This window comes from Paenibacillus sp. FSL H8-0332 (assembly GCF_037963835.1).
Classification (GTDB): domain Bacteria; phylum Bacillota; class Bacilli; order Paenibacillales; family Paenibacillaceae; genus Paenibacillus_AQ; species Paenibacillus_AQ rhizoplanae.
Genome location: NZ_CP150145.1, coordinates 5590900 through 5607408 on the forward strand (window position 1 = coordinate 5590900; position 16509 = coordinate 5607408).

The following is a 16509-nucleotide window of genomic DNA, read 5'->3' on the forward strand; positions in this document are numbered from 1 at the left end:
GCATTCCTCTCCCCGGCTTATAGATTTATTTAGAGGCACAGGAGCAGTCTGCTCCACCTTAGCCAGGATAGTATATGAAGGCTACGGGCAGGCGGAAATGGATATATGGTCATTCGATACAAATTTCAAAAATAACTTTTAATCAAGAATCGTCTTTTCGGGTATAATCGGTATAAATCCTGAAAGGAAATTTCCGACATGTCAAAAGCGAGGGTATTTGACCTTTTCCTATTTGTCGCCTCCCTGGCTATAGCCTTCATTCCCACATATGCTGTAGTCCTGGACGTTACCTATATAAAAGCATTGCTGCTATACACTGTCTTCTCCAGCATCTACTTCCAATTGCGGATTGTGACCCGGAGCGGGAATTCTACGATCGATTATGCGATCAGCTATACTTCGTCTTTCGGGATTTTTGCCGGACCGCTGGGTACCCTCCTGTTCGAGACCGTATACCGGTTCATTGTCTATTTCTATAAAAAGAAAACAAAAACCGCCGATCCCGGAGAATTCCTGGATACCTTCTACAACATCGGCTCATTCACACTAGGCGGCTCAGCCGCGTATTATCTGTACACGGCACTCTCCCCCCTGGCGGACAAGCTTCCGCTCGGATACTGGCTGCTGTTCCTGCTCGTGGTCTGCGTCACCACTCTGCTGTCCTCCACCTTCCTGGTGCTGACCTTTGCCCTGTCGGGAGATATCAAGACACGCCGGGAAGCGCGGAACCTGCTGCTGCGGAGCCGGAATCTGCTGGACTTCAGCAAGGTGGCCCTGAGCAATGCTCTGCTGCTGCGGCTGCTGCAAATGGAGAAATGGGAGATGCTGATCGCCCTGTTCGTGCTCAACTATGTTGTCAGTATCTCGTTCTATTCCAAATCGCAGAGTGCCCAGCACAAGTATGAACGCGACAAATTCGAGCAGATGGCTTACCGCGATTTCCTCACCGGCACCTATAACCGGGCACATATGGACAAGATGATGAAGGAGCTGAACCAGAGCGGGGAGTATATCGGAATTGTAGTGGCGGATATCGACCGGTTCAAAAAAATCAATGACAGCTACAACCACGCCGTTGGCGACCGTGTCATTGTTCATTTTGCAAAGACGCTGCAGAAGCATCTGCAGGAGCAGGATGTTCTGTTCCGCAGCGGCGGGGAAGAGTTCACGCTGTTCCTGAGGGACAAGACCTTCGAGGAATGCCAGAGACAGATTCAGGAGATGCTGGACAGCCTTCACGATCACAGCGTAAGTGCAGAATTCGAGGAGCAGGTGATCCGCGTGCCGTATTCGGCATCCTTCGGACTCTTTTACTATAAGGCAGACCCGGACCAGAAGACCTCTATGGAAAAAGGGTACGTCTACGCCGACCAGCTCCTGCTGGAGTCCAAGAAGCTTGGCCGCAACCGTCTCTCTTACCGGAATGATCTTGAGTCTTAGCCAGGCACTAAAGGCCGCTCTCCGTCAACCGGAAGAGCGGCTCTTAGTGTTCGTGATGCTGGAATCGGCTATAGTTCAGCAGCCTTGAAGGTATCTCCGCCGGCAATCGTGCCGGAGTTAAAGCCCTTATAGAACCAGCGCTTGCGCTCTTCGGAGGTTCCGTGCGTGAAGCTGTCCGGCACCACATATCCCTGCGCCCGCTTCTGGATCGTATCGTCCCCCACCGCGCTCGCGGCAGTCAGCGCCTCTTCGAGGTCCCCTTCCTCCAGCAGATTCATCCCCTGGGCATGATGGGCCCATACCCCGGCATAATAATCAGCCTGCAGCTCGAAACGGACCTGAACCTTATTGAATTCGGTCTCGCTGAGACGCTGGCGCTCTGCATTCAGCTGCTTGGAAGCACCCAGCAGGGTCTGCACATGATGACCCACCTCGTGGGCAATCACATATGCCATGGCGAAGTCGCCCGGCGCCTTGAACTGCTGCTGCAGCTCATCATAGAAGCTGAGATCGATATACAGATTGGCATCCCCCGGACAATAGAACGGGCCGACGGCCGAACTTGCGGTTCCGCAGGCAGAGTTCACGCTGCCGCTGTAGAGCACAAGCGTCGGGTCCTGATAAGTCATCCCCTGCTTCTTGAAGATATCGGACCAGACATCCTCGGTATCGGCCAGCACCACGGATACGAACTCGGATAGCTCCTTCTCCTGGGCGCTCTGTTCATAGGGAGCACCAGAGTTTGTACTTGAACCAGTTGAGGTCAGATTCCCCATAATATCGCCGATATTCCCGCCGCTCAGCAGCGTTACAATCACTATAATCACGATCCCGCTGATTCCGCCGCCGATCAGCTTGCCCCCGCCTCCGCCGCCGCGGCCTCTGCGGTCTTCCACATTAGAACTGCCTCTTCTGCCCTGCCATTTCATGGCCTTACCCCCAGTTATGAATACTCGCGAATGCTGATGTCTTTATACTTATTAGTGTTATACCCATAATTGCAGGGGTGCCACTCTCTTGAGCAACGAAGTCGGTCTGGAGACAAATGGAAACAGCATAGCAAAACCCCTCCACAGCCGCAGCCACGAAGGGGTTAAAATCGGTTAAATGATGGAACAGCCGTTTATTTTGCAGCTTTGGCTGCGCTTAGAATGGCTTTCAGGTAACCTTGGGTATCCACCAGAGTTGCACCGCTTACAGCGTCAACGACTTGCTCTTTGCTTTTGTTAGTCAGTGTAGCTTCAAGGGATTTAATCGTTTTGCCTGTGGCGAATTTCTCGATGGCCGCCAGGTTCTTGTCATAGGCTACTGTTGATTTGGCTTCTTCCGTCATGTGCTCACTGTAGTATTTGGCGTTGGTCTTCTTGGAGGCCAGCACCATATTAGGGTCTTTGTAATTCTTGCCGAAATCCTTGTCCGAGTTCGGTACGCCAGTGGCTACATCGGTGCCCAGGAACTGATAATCATCCAGCGAAGCCGCAACGATTACGCCATTCTGTACTACAGCAACCGCAACGGTGAAGCATTTGGTGCCATGGGCAGCCGCTTCCACCCGGCCTACCTTAAGCGGTGCGCTCGCTGCCGAAGTGACATTGTTCAGGGCGCCGCTGTTCCCTACCCCGACAAGTGCCAATGAGATACCGGCCACGAGCATAAACTTAGTAATTTTTTTCACAAAATTTCCCCCAGTTCATCAATTAGACTGCGCTTACATACTATATTTATCAATATATTGGCAGCCCGTCAGTTACAAATGTTACTAGGGATCTGCAAATATCTGGATTGTTCATAGATTAGCTGCAGTTTTGTTTGATTGTCACCTTGTCATTCGTAATAATAACTTTGGAATATCCGGATAAAGTTTCGGTGTAGGAGCATATTCCGATGGTTCTGGGAACGTCCGGTTCTCTCTTGTCTGAATACTTCAGATAAATTCCGCCTTCGCCGCTTAAGGTCAGCCAGGGCTTAATTTTTACAGTTTTTCCGCTTTTGAGTAACTTGCCAACTTCGTCTACTGATGCCTCTGCTGCTGCGCCGGTTACTACTCCTGTCTCCAGAATACTCAGCTCAAAGTCCGATTGATTGTCTACCGTCACCCGGAAGCTCTGAAGCTGGGCAACCAGACCCAGTACTCCGTAGTTGTTGTTCAGTTGCACAACCACCATTATTCCGGCGGCAATCACCAGGGTCGAGGCGGCTAAGATTCCTAACACTCTGCGATTCCATCTCAATCTCACAGCCAGATCATCTCCTCATATTAGTAAGACGGGCTTGCGCGCGGAAAGGTATCAGAGGACACGTGGGCTAACTGGTGGCTACAATGAAATAAGTGGAAAAAGGGTAACTGTTCACCAGTAAATAAATAGCATAAATCCACTTATTGTCCGATGTTCCGGCTGGGGGAGGTCGCGCTAAACAACAACTAAAAAGCCGGGCCGCAATCCTCCAGATATCGGAGAAACGCGGCCCGGTTGAGTATAGCTTACCTTAACTTCACACAGCCGATTGGTTAATGGCTTACTTCTGATCTAGGCCGCCGATTTGCTCACGCAGACGGCACAGATCCTCCGGCCAAGGATCAGATACTTCGATCTTGATGCGGGTCCAGGGATGGGCGAAAATCAGCTTCTCGCCATGCAACGCCTGGCGGTCGGAACTCTTCCTTTTCGCCGTGACTCCCGGCTTGGAAGGTGGAGCTGGCTGCTTGCCGGTGACTTGCAGACCAGGGGTAAGCCCTGCCTTCTCCTGCTCTTCGAACCAGGCCGTAATGGCAGACTTCACCTGACCAGGCTTCGTGCGCAGCTGCTTCTCATCATATAAAGAAGGAATACCAGCGGTATGCCAGCCGGCTCCGCCGTAGAGATCATCCCCGAACAGCGGATGTCCCGCATGGCTGAGGTGGACACGAATCTGGTGCGTTCGGCCCGTCTCCAGCTGAAGCTTCACTACGGTTCCGCCGGGCAGGGCTTCGCGCCCCACAATCCGCGTTACCGCCTCCTGCCCTCCCGGGGATACCCGTCTGCGCGCTGCATGATGGCGGTCACGGCCGATGGGGGCATCGATCACCGCAAGCTCAGGCGGCACTGTGCCTTCAACAATCGCCGCATACAGGCGGGATACATTCTTCTCACGCATATCCTCATCCAGTACAAGCTGGGCGTATTCGTTCTTCGCATACAGTACGGGTCCGGTAGTATCCTTGTCCAGCCGATGGATATGGCGGACGGCAATCCCTCCGCCGGAAGCCGCATAATGTGCGGCTACGATATGATCCAGTGTCACCTCTGTGCTGCTGCCGTCCGGATGAACTGCCATACCCGCAGGCTTATGGACTACGAGGCAGAAGTCGTCCTCGAACAGCACCTCAGCCGCAGCTTCCTGCCACACCGGCTCTATTCCCGCTTCCCGGTGGGGGAACAGGGCCAGCCGCAGCCGGTCGCCCCTCCACTGGATGCCGTCCTCGCGGCGCAGCCGGGCGTGCAGCTTCTCCGGCATGCCGGCTACGCCCAGCAGCCAGGCATCGATGGCTGCCGGTCTGTCGGCAGCCGACGTAATGACCCGGCCAGGCATGGCTTCCAGCCATTCCCCGCGCCGGGTCCACTTGCCGCCGCCTGCGAAGCTCCCGGAGCTGGCGCTGGTACCTGCACCCGCCCCCTCTCCAGGGAGCGGTGCAGTACGGTCAGTGCCCGGGCCGCCCACGCGGCCCTCCGTTGCACTGCCATGTTGACCGGACCGGTCTTCTGGTCCGGCCGTCATAGCGATTTCAGGGCCTGGTAATGGCCCGTAATCGTATCGTCAATATCCTGCTCGCTGTGCGCAGCGGATACGAACATTCCCTCGAACTGGGACGGGGGAACGCTGATGCCCTGATCCAGCATTTTGCCAAAATAACGCTTGAACCGCTCCAGATCACTGGTCTTGGCTGTCTCGAAGTTAGTGACCGGCTCCTCCGTGAAGAACGGACATACCATCGAGCCCACGCGGTTAATCGTCAGCGGAATTCCCGTCTCCTGCGCATTGCGCTTAAGCCCGGCTTCCAGTCTCGCACCAAGCGACTCCAGACGGGTGTAGACCTCAGGGGTCAGCAGCGCAAGCGTGCTGTAGCCCGCCGCCATCGCCAGCGGATTCCCGCTGAGTGTGCCTGCCTGATAGATCGGCCCGGAAGGGGCGATCTGCTCCATGATCTCTCTTTTGCCGCCGTAAGCCCCTACAGGAAGCCCGCCGCCGATAACCTTGCCGAAGCAGGTCAGATCCGGGTCCAGCCCGAACAGTCCCTGCGCACATCCCCGGTCCACACGGAAGCCGGTCATCACCTCATCAAAAATCAGCAAAGCCCCGTACCCCGTAGTCACCTTACGAAGCCCTTCCAGGAAGCCCGGAAGCGGAGGCACCACGCCCATATTTCCGGCGATCGGCTCAACGATGATAGCGGCAATCTCGTTGCCGTAACGTTCAAAAGCAGTTTTGACCCCGTCCAGGTCATTATAAGGCACCGTGATCGTGTTCATCGCCACACCTTCCGGCACGCCCGGACTATCCGGCAGCCCCAAGGTGGCCACCCCGGAACCGGCCTTAATCAGCAGGCTGTCGGCGTGTCCGTGGTAGGAGCCTTCGAATTTGAGGATTTTGCTGCGTCCGGTGTAGCCGCGGGCCAGTCTGATCGCGCTCATCGTCGCTTCCGTTCCCGAGTTCACCATGCGGACAATGTCCACCGAGGCTACACGTTCTACCACGGTTTTGGCCATAATGGTCTCCATCAAGGTCGGCGCGCCGAAGCTTGTCCCTTTGGCCGCAGTCTCCTGCAGCGCCTTCACCACCGCAGGATGGGCATGTCCCATAATCAGCGGCCCCCACGAGCAGACGTAGTCAATGAAGCTGTTGCCGTCAATATCATAGATCCGCGAGCCTTCGCCCCGCTCGACATACACCGGGGTCAATCCTACGGATTTGAATGCCCGGACCGGGCTGTTCACCCCGCCGGGAATATATTGTTTTGCCTCTTCAAAAGCGGTGCGGGAAGCCTCTTCCCGGCGGTTCATCGGTATATTGCCCATGCTTGTGCCCTCCTGATCCTAGCCGCGCAGCCAACGGGCTGCGTCCTTGGCGAAATAGGTAATAATCACATCTGCTCCGGCGCGCTTCATGCCGGTCAGCATCTCCAGCACAACCGCCTGCTCATCGATCCAGCCCTGCTGCGCAGCCGCCTTGACCATCGAGTACTCACCGCTGACGTTGTAGGCTACGAGCGGCAGATCGAACTGGTCGCGGATCGTCCGGATTACATCCAGATAAGCCAGCGCGGGCTTCACCATCAGCATGTCCGCGCCTTCCAGCACATCGGAATCCGCTTCGCGAATCGCTTCCCGCAGGTTGGCCGGGTCCATCTGATACGTCTTGCGGTTGCCGAACTGGGGAGCGGAATCTGCCGCTTCGCGAAACGGGCCGTAGAAGGCAGAGGCGTATTTTACCGAATAGGACATGATCGGCACCTGCTCGAAGCCATTCGCATCGAGTCCGGCACGGATCGCCTGTACGAATCCGTCCATCATGTTGGACGGCGCGATAATATCCGCCCCTGCCCGGGCCTGCGAGACCGCCGTGCGGGTCAGCAGCTCAAGCGAAGCGTCGTTGATTACATCCCCGTGCACCACACCGTCCACTGTATGGGTATGCACCATGCCGCAGTGGCCGTGGTCGGTGAATTCACACAGGCAGGTGTCGGCGACGACCAGCAGGTCGGGGTACCACTTTTTGATCAGCCGTGTTGCCTCCTGTACAATGCCATCCTCAGCGAATCCGGACGAGCCAACCGCATCCTTCGTTTCGGGAATGCCGAACAATAATACCGCCGGAATCCCAAGGGCAGCAATCTCATCCACCTCCGCCTTCAGCGTATCCAGCGAGAAATGATAGACACCGGGCATGGAGCTGATCTCATTCTTCACACCGGTACCATAGGTTACAAAAATCGGCTGGATGAAATCCAGCACATTCAAAACGGTCTCGCGCACCATGCCGCGAATACCGGCCGACCCGCGCAAACGGCGGTGTCTGGTTATTGGAAAGCTCATTGCTGTAAACCTCCTGTCCAGTAGTTATACACACACATCTATTCGTCTTAAGCAGTATTGGGATGTTACCGTTATCGAAGCTAATAGGCCGGACCCGATTGCAACGCTCAAAGGCAGCGCTGACAGATCTGGCAGAAACAGGCTATCTCAGTCTTGTCGATTCATTCCAGCGGCACAGCTCCTGCACTAGTCCTTCAATGGTGGCTTCTTCCGGGAGCAGTCCCGGAGTGAGTCCTGCTTCGACTGCGGTCTGCTCGGTAACCGGGCCGATGCAAGCAATCTTAACGCCCGCCAGCAGCGCCAGCGGATCTTCCAGGCCCATCCGCTTCAGGATGCCGAGGAAATTGCGCACCGTGGACGAGCTGGTGAAGGTCACCGCATGAATGCGCTTCTCCTCCAGCAGCTTTACCAGTTCAATATCATCCTCGCCAGTGACAATCGTCTCATAAGTATCCACTTCCGTCACTTCCAGCCCCAGCTCCCTCAGCTTACCAGGCAGCCACTCACGCGCCAAATCGCCGCGCGGAAGCAGCACCTTTTGCCCCGGCAGCAGCTGTGAGCCAAAAGCTTCAATCAGCCCTTCCGCCTGGAAACGGCCGGGCAGTTCCTCGGAGATCAGTCCGCGCTCTGCAAGCGCCGCGGCCGTACCCGGTCCCACAGCGCACAGCCGCGCCCCGTGCAGGCTGCGGATATCCAGCTTCTGCTGCGTCAGATGACGCATGAAGAAGTCTACGCCGTTCGGACTGGTGAAGAACACCCAGTCGTACGCCGCAAGCCTGCCAAGAGCCGCAGCGATCTCCGCCTGCTTGTCCGCATCCCGCTGCATCACCGTCTCAATGACCGGGAACTCATACGGCTCGCCGCCCAGCTCCTCGATCCGGTCCACCAGCTCACTTGCCTGCGCGCGCGCCCGCGTCACTACAATGCGCTTGCCGAACAGCGGCAGCGCCTCCACCCACATCAGGTGCTCCCGCTGGAGCACAACGTCACCGACCACAATAACCGCCGGGGGCTGAAAATCCGCTGCCGTAACCTTTGCCTCAATATCGGCCAGCGTTCCGGTCAGCGTCTCCTGATCCGCACGGGTCCCCCAGCGCACCAGCGCCACCGGGGTCTCCGGCGGACGGCCGTGCTTCATGAGCTGGGCGCTGATGTAACCGATTTTGGCGACACCCATCAGGAACACCAGCGTGCCTGTAGCATTCGTTACTTTATCCCATTGAATGGAATGATCCAGCTTATCCGGGCTCTCATGGCCCGTAATAATCGACAGGGAAGATGATGCCTCCCGGTGGGTCACCGGAATACCGGCATACGCCGGGACGCTGATGGCCGAGGTAATGCCCGGAACAATCTCATAGTAGATGCCATGTCTGCGCAGGAGCTCCGCTTCTTCACCCACCCGGCCAAAAATCACGGGGTCCCCGCCCTTCAGACGCACCACCGTTTTGCCCTCCAGAGCGAGATCCACCAGCAGCTGATTAATATCCTCCTGCTTCATCGTATGGCGGTCAGAGAGCTTGCCTACGTATATTTTCTCACCGCCGGGCTTCATCCATTTCAGCAGCCTTGGACTGGCCAGCCTGTCATAGACCAGCACATCAGCCTTCTGGATACACTCCAGCCCTTTGACCGTAATCAGCTTCGCATCCCCCGGACCTGCACCTACCAGATATACCTTCCCCGCCATCTCCGTCATCCCCTTATCCCTATACACATGCGATTCTGGCCTGCATAAGCTTCTCCCCAACCCACACTGTTTCCCTATCTCACCCTTACCCTTATTCCCTTACATCCGCCAAAATCTTCTCCGCACCTCTGGCCACCAGCTTACGCGCGACCTCCGCACCCAGCTCCACCGGATCTTTGCCGGTGCAGGTCTCCTTCAGAATAACAGTACCGTCCGGTGTTCCGACCATTCCGGTTAACGTTATGGACGGACCCGCAGCTTCGCCTTCCGGCTCAAGGATCGCGTAGGCGCCAATCGGCACCTGACAGCCGCCGTTCAGGGCGCCGAGGAAGGTCCGCTCCGCTGTCACCGTGAGTGCCGTGCGCTCATCATTATACAGCGCCAGCAGCTTGCGCAGCTCCTCATCGTCCTCACGGCACTCAATACCGAGTGCTCCTTGGCCTACAGCGGGCAGGCAGACCTCAGGCGGCAAATATGCCGTAATCCGGTCCTGCCATCCCATCCGTGACAGCCCCGCCGCTGCCAGCAGAATCGCGTCATATTCGCCGCTCTCCAGCTTCTTCAGCCGCGAATCAATGTTGCCGCGTACCGGCTCAATAAGCAGATCCGGCCGGAGTGCAGCCAGTTGGCTGGAGCGCCGCAGACTGCTCGTGCCTACGCGCGCGCCTTGCGGCAGATCCTCCAAGCCCGCTCCGCTGCCCGAGATCAGAACGTCGCGCGGATCTTCACGCTTCGGCACCGCACCATTCATCAAGCCTTCCGGCAATTCGGAAGGCATATCCTTCATACTATGTACCGCCATATCGATGTCCTTGGCCAGCATCGCCTGTTCAATTTCCTTGACGAACAGACCTTTGCCGCCCACTTTGGACAGGGTCACATCGAGAATCCGGTCACCCTTGGTCACAATCTTATGCACCTCAAAAGTAAAATCAAATCCATGCTCTCCGCTAAGCCGCTCCAGATCGGCAATCACATGCCCCGTCTGCGTTAAAGCCAGCGCACTTTGTCTGCTGCCCACGATAATCTTCCGCATGCCCCATTCCCCCTGTTCAAGTCAGTCCCTTATCCCCGCTGTTACCGCCGAACAACTTGCCCCTGGATTCGCTCGCCTGGGCTGATTCGGCCTAAATTCAGGTGTATTTATACACCTCATTTGCTCGATTGAGCCGTTTTGGCCGAATTCAGGTGTATTTATACACCTCATTTGCTCGACTGAGCTGATTCGGCCGTATTCAGGTGTATTTATACACCTCATTTGCTCGATTGAGCTGTTTCGGCCGTATTCAGGTGTATTTATACACCTCATTTGCTCGATTGAGCCGTTTCGCCCGTATTCAGGTGTATTTATACACCTCATTTGCTCGACTGAGCCGATTCGGCCGTATTCAGGTGTATTTATACACCTCATTTGCTCGACTGAGCTAATTCGGCCGTATTCAGGTGTATTTATACACCTAATTTGCTCGCTTGAGCCGATTCGGCCGAATTCAGGTGTATTTATACACCTAATTTGCTCGACTGAGCCGTTTCGCCCGTATTCAGGTGTATTTATACACCTAATTTGCTCGATTGAGCTGATTCGGCCGTATTCAACGGCACTTTTGCCCTTGATTCGTTCACCTCGGCGGCTCAGCTACTTCCGCCGCCTATTCCTCCCGGTGGCGCGCCACCCAGGCCTCAATCTCCTCGGATGTCCATGGTATAAAGGTGCCCTGCCGCAGCTCATTCAACACATCCAGCTTCCCCAGCCGCTGCAAGAGCCGCGACCGGGTCTCTGCCGCTGGCTCCAGCTGCTTGATGGCCTTCCGCAGCTCATACAAAAAATCCAGATACGGCTCGTATTCCTCGCCGAGCAGCCCCGCAATCTGCTGCGTAATCTCCGCAGCAGCAGACGGTCCCGCTCCCGAGGTCGAGACCGCAACCGTCAAGCGCCCGCGGCGAAGCACGCCGGGCGTGATGAAGGTGCCCGCCTCCGCATGGCTGGCTACATTAACGGGCAGCCCCAGTTGCCGGGCTTCCCCCGCAACAGCCTCATTCACCGCCCTGTTATCACTGGCGGCATACACCAGAACAGCTCCCTGGAGATCCCCGGGAGCATACGGGCGGCTGATCCATTGCAGCCGCCCGCCATCCGCCATCGCAGACAGCGTTCCGCTAAGCGATGGGCTGATGATCACAAGCTCCGCACCTGCTTCCAGTATCGGGATCGCCTTACGTTCAGCCACCGCCCCGCCGCCAATTACCACCACTCGTCTGCCGCCCACATCCAGCATAATCGGCAAATACTTGTTCATCCCACCTCACTCCCCGCCCCAGCCATGGAACTCCGACCAGGAATTCAGCAGGAAGTTAAGAATAGTGAAGGCGTACCCGGCAATGGCCCAGCGGGCCATGACTGTACCGCTTCGGCGGCCGGAGAACTTCAGCACAAGGTAGACGATGTAGACGCCAAGGCCCGTAAGCGTAGTCAGGACTTTCGTATCCTGAAAAAGCGGCGCCCGCCCTTCCGCCACAATCGACAGCCCGGCAAGGATCAGCGAGGCCAGCAGCAGCGGAACTCCGGCCAGGATCGCCGTGTAGGAATATTTGTCCATGGTCTCCAGGCTCGGCAGCCTGCGGACACGGTCATCCCACTTCTTATTCTTAAGCTTGGTATGCAGGAATAAGTACATTATCGCAAATACCGTCCCCAGTGTCAGTGCGGCAAAGCTCAAATTGGCCAAAATAACATGCATCGCCAGCCACCCGTGCACCGCACTCCAGCTCTGCAGCGTATGATCCTCCGCCGTCAGCCATACCCGGTTCAGCAGGAATACGCTGAATCCCGCCATACTGAGCAGCAGAACCGTGAACTCTCCGCCGCGCATATACGCCACTGCAAACGAAGTCACAACCATACTGAAGGAGAACCAGAAGAGGAAATCATAAGGCGTGAAAATCGGCAGTCCGCCCTCCTGAGAGAAGCGGATTGCAAGCCCCGTGAGCTGGAGTAGGCCCACGACAGCAAGAAGCCCTGTGCCCAGCCGCTTTCCGCCCGGATTACGCCGAAGGCAATCCGAGAAAACAAACAGCAGGCTCAGGGCATATAGCAGCAGAGCGGCATCATATATTCCGTTCAGCAGTAGCATGTTGCTCACCCGCCAAGCAGAGCGGCTGGGGTAAGCACGGTCCCCGGCACCAGGATCTCTCCGCCGGAGACCCGTTCAGCAGAGCTGCGCTTAGCCGGCTCTGCACCGCTTCCGGCCGGACCGGAATCGAGCTGCTCCTGCAGGGCAAAGATTTGGGTGAAGTACTCCAGTGCTTCATTCCCCTGCTTGCCGCCGGACATTTCCTTGATTACATTGATCGGATCATGCATCATCTGGTTGACAATGCTTTTGGTCAAGCGGCGGATCACCTTGCGCTGATGCTCATCCAGCTCCGGCAGCTTGTTGAACAGACTGTCCATCGTATCTTCGTAAATTCCGTTTGACTTGTCCTGCAGCGCACGGATGACCGGTCTGACCCCAAGGGTCTTCAGCCATTGCTGGAATTCCGCCATCTCATCCTCAATCATGACTTCGATCTTGGCGGCTTCACTGCGGCGCATCTCCAGATTGCTCTCCACAATCCCCTCCAGATCGTCAATATCATAGAGGAACACATCAGGCACACTTGCCGCTGCCGGATCAATATCCCGGGGTACAGCAATGTCGATCATGAACAGCGGCCGTGATGGACGGCGCTTCATTCCCTCGGCGACCTGGGCTGCCGTAAGCACATAGCCGTCCGCACCCGTGGAGCTGATCACAATATCCACCTCATCCAGAGACTTCAGCGCCTCGTCAATCGTGCTGGGCTTACCCGAGAACTTCTCGGCCAGCTCCATGGCACGGGACAATGTACGGTTGGCGACGATCACCTCTGCGGCACCGCTGCTGTACAGATGCTTCACCGTCAGCTCACTCATTTTGCCGGCGCCGAGAATGAGCACCCGCTTGCCGGTGAACATGCCGAAGATCCGCTTGCCGAGCTCCACAGCCGCGTAGCTGACCGACACCGCGCTTTCGCCGATGGAAGTCTCGCTATGCGCCCGCTTACCAAGCGTCACTGCCTGCTTGAACAGCCGGTTGAACCAGGTCCCGGTCACACCCTCCGCCTGGGCAGTCAAAAATGCACTGCGCACCTGTCCCAGAATCTGCGTCTCGCCGATGACCATGGAATCCAGACCGCAGGTTACGCGCAGCAGGTGGGCAATGGCCTGTTCGTCTTCATATATATACATATGCTGTGCAAAACTATCGCTTTTAACACCGAACCACTGCTCCATGTAGCTGCGGATGAAATACCCGCACATATGAAGGCGGTCCACGACCACATAAATTTCCGTCCGGTTACAGGTGGCGACCAGAACCCCTTCCAGAACGCTCTTCGTCTGCAGCAATTGATGAAGCGCAGCAGGCAGATCCTTCTCGGCAAAAGCGAACTGTTCCCTCACCTCTACGGGAGCCGTACGGTAATTCAGGCCAACGACGACAATATGCATCGCTTGTTCACCATCCTAATCTCTATTCATTGGTGTAGGCTCTGTTACTGCTTAGCAGCAGATATTAGTATCAATTTCACAAGATCTCAAATCGCTGTGTTAAGTATATCACATCAAAATACGGCATTTTACATAACCTTTGAACTATTTATGAATTACAGATAATAATTATTATAAATAAAAAGTTGGAAAAGCACCATGCTTTAGCATGAGTTATTTAGAGTTTATTTATGAATCCGCCACTTAACTGACTAATATCAAATCAAATAGAGTCACGTAACCTAACACAATGATGAAATATTGACACACTTTATTACGGATGATAGCATATAACAAATGATCTGAGTAATGTTTTATAACACAAATAACAAATCAACTCTGATTACCCCCTTCAAAAGTCACTTCCATGTCAGTTATCTTAATTATTTCTCTTGTATAAGCCCGTTAATGTGGAATGGGCGTATCTACAGGCAACCGTAAATTGCCCCAGGCTACAAGAGGCCAGACAAGACGCTGGAATCATCAGCAGAGAGCTTACGGCCAAGCCGGGCTTTTTCCTTCTGAGGTATTCTGTCTTGACTTAGGCCTCTTTCGTTCCTGGGGTTTTTGCCATCTATATAATAGAAGGAGTGAGGGCAATGAGTGCATCCTACGCACGGTTAAGTGAGTCGATCAGCCAGGCCAAGAATGTGAGGATCTACACCAATAAGGATACCGCCTATGACTTCAAGCTCTACCCCTTCGGAGAACGCGGAACGTACATCGCCCCCGAGCTGATCAGTGAGATTACGGATAGTCTGGCAGCGGCCATCACAGAGCAGTTCCCCGATTTCGATTACATCGTATCTCCTGAACCGGGAGGGCATACCTGGGGGATGCTGGCTGCTTACAAGCTAATGAAGCCGATGAATATCCTGCGCCTCAGCACGGAGCTGTATGAGAATTATGAGGTTAGTGTCCGGCGCGAGACGGCGTATAATGAGAATTATATATATTTTGACGGCTTCTCTTCCGGTGACCGTGTGCTGCTGCTGGATGATGTCATTAGTTCAGGGGCTACGATCCGCTGTATTGCCGGGCAGATGTCTGTTATGGGGATTGAGCTTGTAGGGGTGCAGGCGATACTGGCCAAAGGAGAGCACTATAAGCAGCTTGAAGCGGACATTGGAGTTCCCATACGGTTTCTATCCAAGGTATGAAGTGTATACATTTACAATCGCAGCATATCTGCAAAATATAGCAGGGGAGTGACAAGCCATGGCTTATTATTACGAGCAGCCTTCAAGAACCTTCAGTGAGTTCCTGCTGGTGCCCAGTCTGACCACCAAAGAATGCATCCCGGGAAATGTGAATCTTAGCACCCCGGTCACCAAATTCCGCCAAGGGGAAGCCCCGGCGCTGACGATGAACCTCCCGGTGACTTCGGCGGTCATGCAGGCCGTATCTGACCACAACATGGCAATTGCCCTGGCTAAAAGCGGTGGTATTTCCTTCATCTACGGCTCCCAGTCGATCGAACAGCAGGTAGAAATGGTCCGCCGGGTCAAAAAGTTCAAGGCCGGGTTCGTCCTCAGCGATTCCAATCTGCGTCCGGAGGATACGCTTCAGGATGTGTTAGTGCTGAAGGCGCGAAGCGGCCACTCCACCATTGCCATCACGGACAACGGGGAACCGACAGGCAAGCTGATGGGCATTGTCACCAGCCGCGATTACCGCGAGAACCGGCTGCCGCCGGACTGCCCGATTACGGAGTTCATGACTCCGCTTGCTTCGCTGATCTATGCTGAAGAAGGAATTACACTGACCGAAGCCAACGACATGATCTGGGATCATAAGCTGAACTGCCTGCCGATTGTGAATGCCAGCGGCCATCTCGTCCACCTGGTCTTCCGCAAGGATTATGACAGCCATCAGGAATATCCGCTGGAGCTGCATGATGACAACAAACAGCTCATCGTTGGCGCAGGGATCAATTCGCGGGATTACAAGGAACGCGTACCGGCGCTCGTGGAGGCTGGTGCAGATATCCTCTGCATCGACTCCTCCGACGGGTATTCAGAGTGGCAGGCGGAGACCATCCATTATATTAAGGATACTTTCGGGGAGCAGGTGAAGGTTGGCGCAGGCAATGTTGTCGATAAGGAGGGCTTCCTGTACCTCGTGGAAGCGGGGGCGGACTTCATCAAGGTCGGCATCGGCGGAGGCTCCATCTGCATTACCCGGGAGCAAAAAGGGATTGGACGCGGTCAGGCCTCCTCCGTCATTGAAGTCGCGGCCGCCCGCCAGGAATATTACGAGCAGACCGGCATCTACGTCCCGATCTGCTCCGACGGCGGGATTGTCCATGATTATCATATTGTGCTGGCTCTGGCGATGGGCGCTGATTTCGTGATGCTTGGCCGGTATTTTGCCAGATTCGATGAAAGCCCCGGACGCAAGCTGCTGGTCGGCGGGAACTTCGTGAAGGAATATTGGGGTGAAGGCGCAAGCCGTGCCCGCAACTGGCAGCGTTATGACTTCGGCAATGCCGATAAGGAGAGCAAGCTTGAGTTCGAGGAGGGCGTGGATTCCTTCATTCCTTATGCGGGCCGGCTGAAGGATAATCTCGATCTCAGCATCAGCAAAATCAAATCCACCATGTGCAATTGCGGCTCGCTGACCATCCCGGAATTGCAGCAGAAGGCGAAGATTACACTCGTCTCCTCCACAACGATCTTTGAAGGAGGCGCACATGATGTTATGCTTAAGGAAAAGGACAGATCATCCTCCTGATCACATCC

Annotated in this window: 13 protein-coding genes, 1 pseudogene and 1 riboswitch; of the genes and pseudogenes, 3 read left to right on the forward strand and 11 right to left on the reverse strand. The window is 55.4% G+C overall.

Going from position 1 to position 16509, the window contains the following annotated elements; translation table 11 throughout:
• The first annotated feature begins 198 nt into the window (after positions 1 to 198).
• Positions 199 to 1440, forward strand: coding sequence for a GGDEF domain-containing protein (locus NST43_RS24130; RefSeq protein ID WP_339219839.1), 1242 nt, complete (start codon positions 199 to 201; stop codon positions 1438 to 1440).
• Between the two features lie 68 nt (positions 1441 to 1508).
• On the opposite strand, the gene NST43_RS24135 is transcribed toward NST43_RS24130, so the two are convergent.
• The 11 genes and pseudogenes from NST43_RS24135 to hemA all read right to left on the reverse strand — a co-directional run bounded on the left by NST43_RS24135 (position 1509) and on the right by hemA (position 13729).
• Positions 1509 to 2369 (reverse strand): neutral zinc metallopeptidase, encoded by an 861-nt coding sequence (locus NST43_RS24135; protein ID WP_339219841.1) that lies wholly within the window; start codon positions 2367 to 2369, stop codon positions 1509 to 1511.
• Between the two features lie 194 nt (positions 2370 to 2563).
• Positions 2564 to 3115, reverse strand: coding sequence for a hypothetical protein (locus tag NST43_RS24140; protein WP_209993988.1), 552 nt, complete (start codon positions 3113 to 3115; stop codon positions 2564 to 2566).
• Between the two features lie 118 nt (positions 3116 to 3233).
• Positions 3234 to 3653: a hypothetical protein gene (locus NST43_RS24145; protein WP_339219842.1), complete on the reverse strand. Its 420-nt coding sequence runs from the start codon at positions 3651 to 3653 to the stop codon at positions 3234 to 3236.
• Between the two features lie 637 nt (positions 3654 to 4290).
• Positions 4291 to 5010, reverse strand: a pseudogene (locus NST43_RS24150) (RNA pseudouridine synthase); the annotation flags it as partial.
• A gap of 182 nt (positions 5011 to 5192) precedes the next feature.
• On the reverse strand, positions 5193 to 6479 hold the full coding sequence (hemL, locus tag NST43_RS24155; RefSeq protein ID WP_339225518.1) for a glutamate-1-semialdehyde 2,1-aminomutase: 1287 nt from the start codon (positions 6477 to 6479) through the stop codon (positions 5193 to 5195).
• A gap of 33 nt (positions 6480 to 6512) precedes the next feature.
• The gene (hemB, locus tag NST43_RS24160) at positions 6513 to 7511 is read right to left on the reverse strand and encodes a porphobilinogen synthase (RefSeq protein WP_339219843.1); all 999 of its coding nucleotides are present in this window, start codon (positions 7509 to 7511) and stop codon (positions 6513 to 6515) included.
• 142 nt (positions 7512 to 7653) lie between these two features.
• The gene (cobA, locus tag NST43_RS24165) at positions 7654 to 9201 is read right to left on the reverse strand and encodes a uroporphyrinogen-III C-methyltransferase (RefSeq protein WP_339219845.1); all 1548 of its coding nucleotides are present in this window, start codon (positions 9199 to 9201) and stop codon (positions 7654 to 7656) included.
• A gap of 91 nt (positions 9202 to 9292) precedes the next feature.
• Positions 9293 to 10237 carry a hydroxymethylbilane synthase gene (gene hemC, locus NST43_RS24170; RefSeq protein WP_209993992.1) on the reverse strand — a complete coding sequence of 315 codons (945 nt, stop codon included), beginning with the start codon at positions 10235 to 10237 and terminating at the stop codon, positions 9293 to 9295.
• Positions 10238 to 10850: 613 nt separating this feature from the next.
• Positions 10851 to 11498 carry an NAD(P)-dependent oxidoreductase gene (locus tag NST43_RS24175; RefSeq protein WP_339219846.1) on the reverse strand — a complete coding sequence of 216 codons (648 nt, stop codon included), beginning with the start codon at positions 11496 to 11498 and terminating at the stop codon, positions 10851 to 10853.
• Positions 11499 to 11504: 6 nt separating this feature from the next.
• Positions 11505 to 12332 carry a cytochrome c biogenesis protein CcsA gene (ccsA, locus tag NST43_RS24180; RefSeq protein WP_209994021.1) on the reverse strand — a complete coding sequence of 276 codons (828 nt, stop codon included), beginning with the start codon at positions 12330 to 12332 and terminating at the stop codon, positions 11505 to 11507.
• Between the two features lie 5 nt (positions 12333 to 12337).
• Positions 12338 to 13729: a glutamyl-tRNA reductase gene (gene hemA / locus NST43_RS24185; RefSeq protein ID WP_339219847.1), complete on the reverse strand. Its 1392-nt coding sequence runs from the start codon at positions 13727 to 13729 to the stop codon at positions 12338 to 12340.
• Between the two features lie 411 nt (positions 13730 to 14140).
• A riboswitch (purine riboswitch) is annotated at positions 14141 to 14243 on the forward strand.
• 124 nt (positions 14244 to 14367) lie between these two features.
• Between hemA and NST43_RS24190 the strand changes: the two genes are divergently transcribed.
• Both NST43_RS24190 and NST43_RS24195 read left to right on the forward strand, forming a co-directional pair.
• Positions 14368 to 14928, forward strand: coding sequence for a phosphoribosyltransferase (locus NST43_RS24190; protein WP_339219848.1), 561 nt, complete (start codon positions 14368 to 14370; stop codon positions 14926 to 14928).
• 58 nt (positions 14929 to 14986) lie between these two features.
• Positions 14987 to 16501, forward strand: coding sequence for an IMP dehydrogenase (locus NST43_RS24195; protein ID WP_339219849.1), 1515 nt, complete (start codon positions 14987 to 14989; stop codon positions 16499 to 16501).
• Positions 16502 to 16509 lie beyond the last annotated feature (8 nt).

Bases quoted from the DNA above. Each gene is read 5' to 3' on its own strand.
- ccsA (WP_209994021.1), bottom strand. From the start codon at position 12,332: ATGCTACTGCTGAACGGAATATATGATGCCGCTCTGCTGCTATATGCC.
- NST43_RS24130 (WP_339219839.1), top strand. From the start codon at position 199: ATGTCAAAAGCGAGGGTATTTGACCTTTTCCTATTTGTCGCCTCCCTG.
- hemB (WP_339219843.1), bottom strand. From the start codon at position 7,511: ATGAGCTTTCCAATAACCAGACACCGCCGTTTGCGCGGGTCGGCCGGT.
- NST43_RS24190 (WP_339219848.1), top strand. From the start codon at position 14,368: ATGAGTGCATCCTACGCACGGTTAAGTGAGTCGATCAGCCAGGCCAAG.
- NST43_RS24135 (WP_339219841.1), bottom strand. From the start codon at position 2,369: ATGAAATGGCAGGGCAGAAGAGGCAGTTCTAATGTGGAAGACCGCAGA.
- hemA (WP_339219847.1), bottom strand. From the start codon at position 13,729: ATGCATATTGTCGTCGTTGGCCTGAATTACCGTACGGCTCCCGTAGAG.
- hemL (WP_339225518.1), bottom strand. From the start codon at position 6,479: ATGAACCGCCGGGAAGAGGCTTCCCGCACCGCTTTTGAAGAGGCAAAA.
- NST43_RS24195 (WP_339219849.1), top strand. From the start codon at position 14,987: ATGGCTTATTATTACGAGCAGCCTTCAAGAACCTTCAGTGAGTTCCTG.
- cobA (WP_339219845.1), bottom strand. From the start codon at position 9,201: ATGGCGGGGAAGGTATATCTGGTAGGTGCAGGTCCGGGGGATGCGAAG.
- hemC (WP_209993992.1), bottom strand. From the start codon at position 10,237: ATGCGGAAGATTATCGTGGGCAGCAGACAAAGTGCGCTGGCTTTAACG.
- NST43_RS24175 (WP_339219846.1), bottom strand. From the start codon at position 11,498: ATGAACAAGTATTTGCCGATTATGCTGGATGTGGGCGGCAGACGAGTG.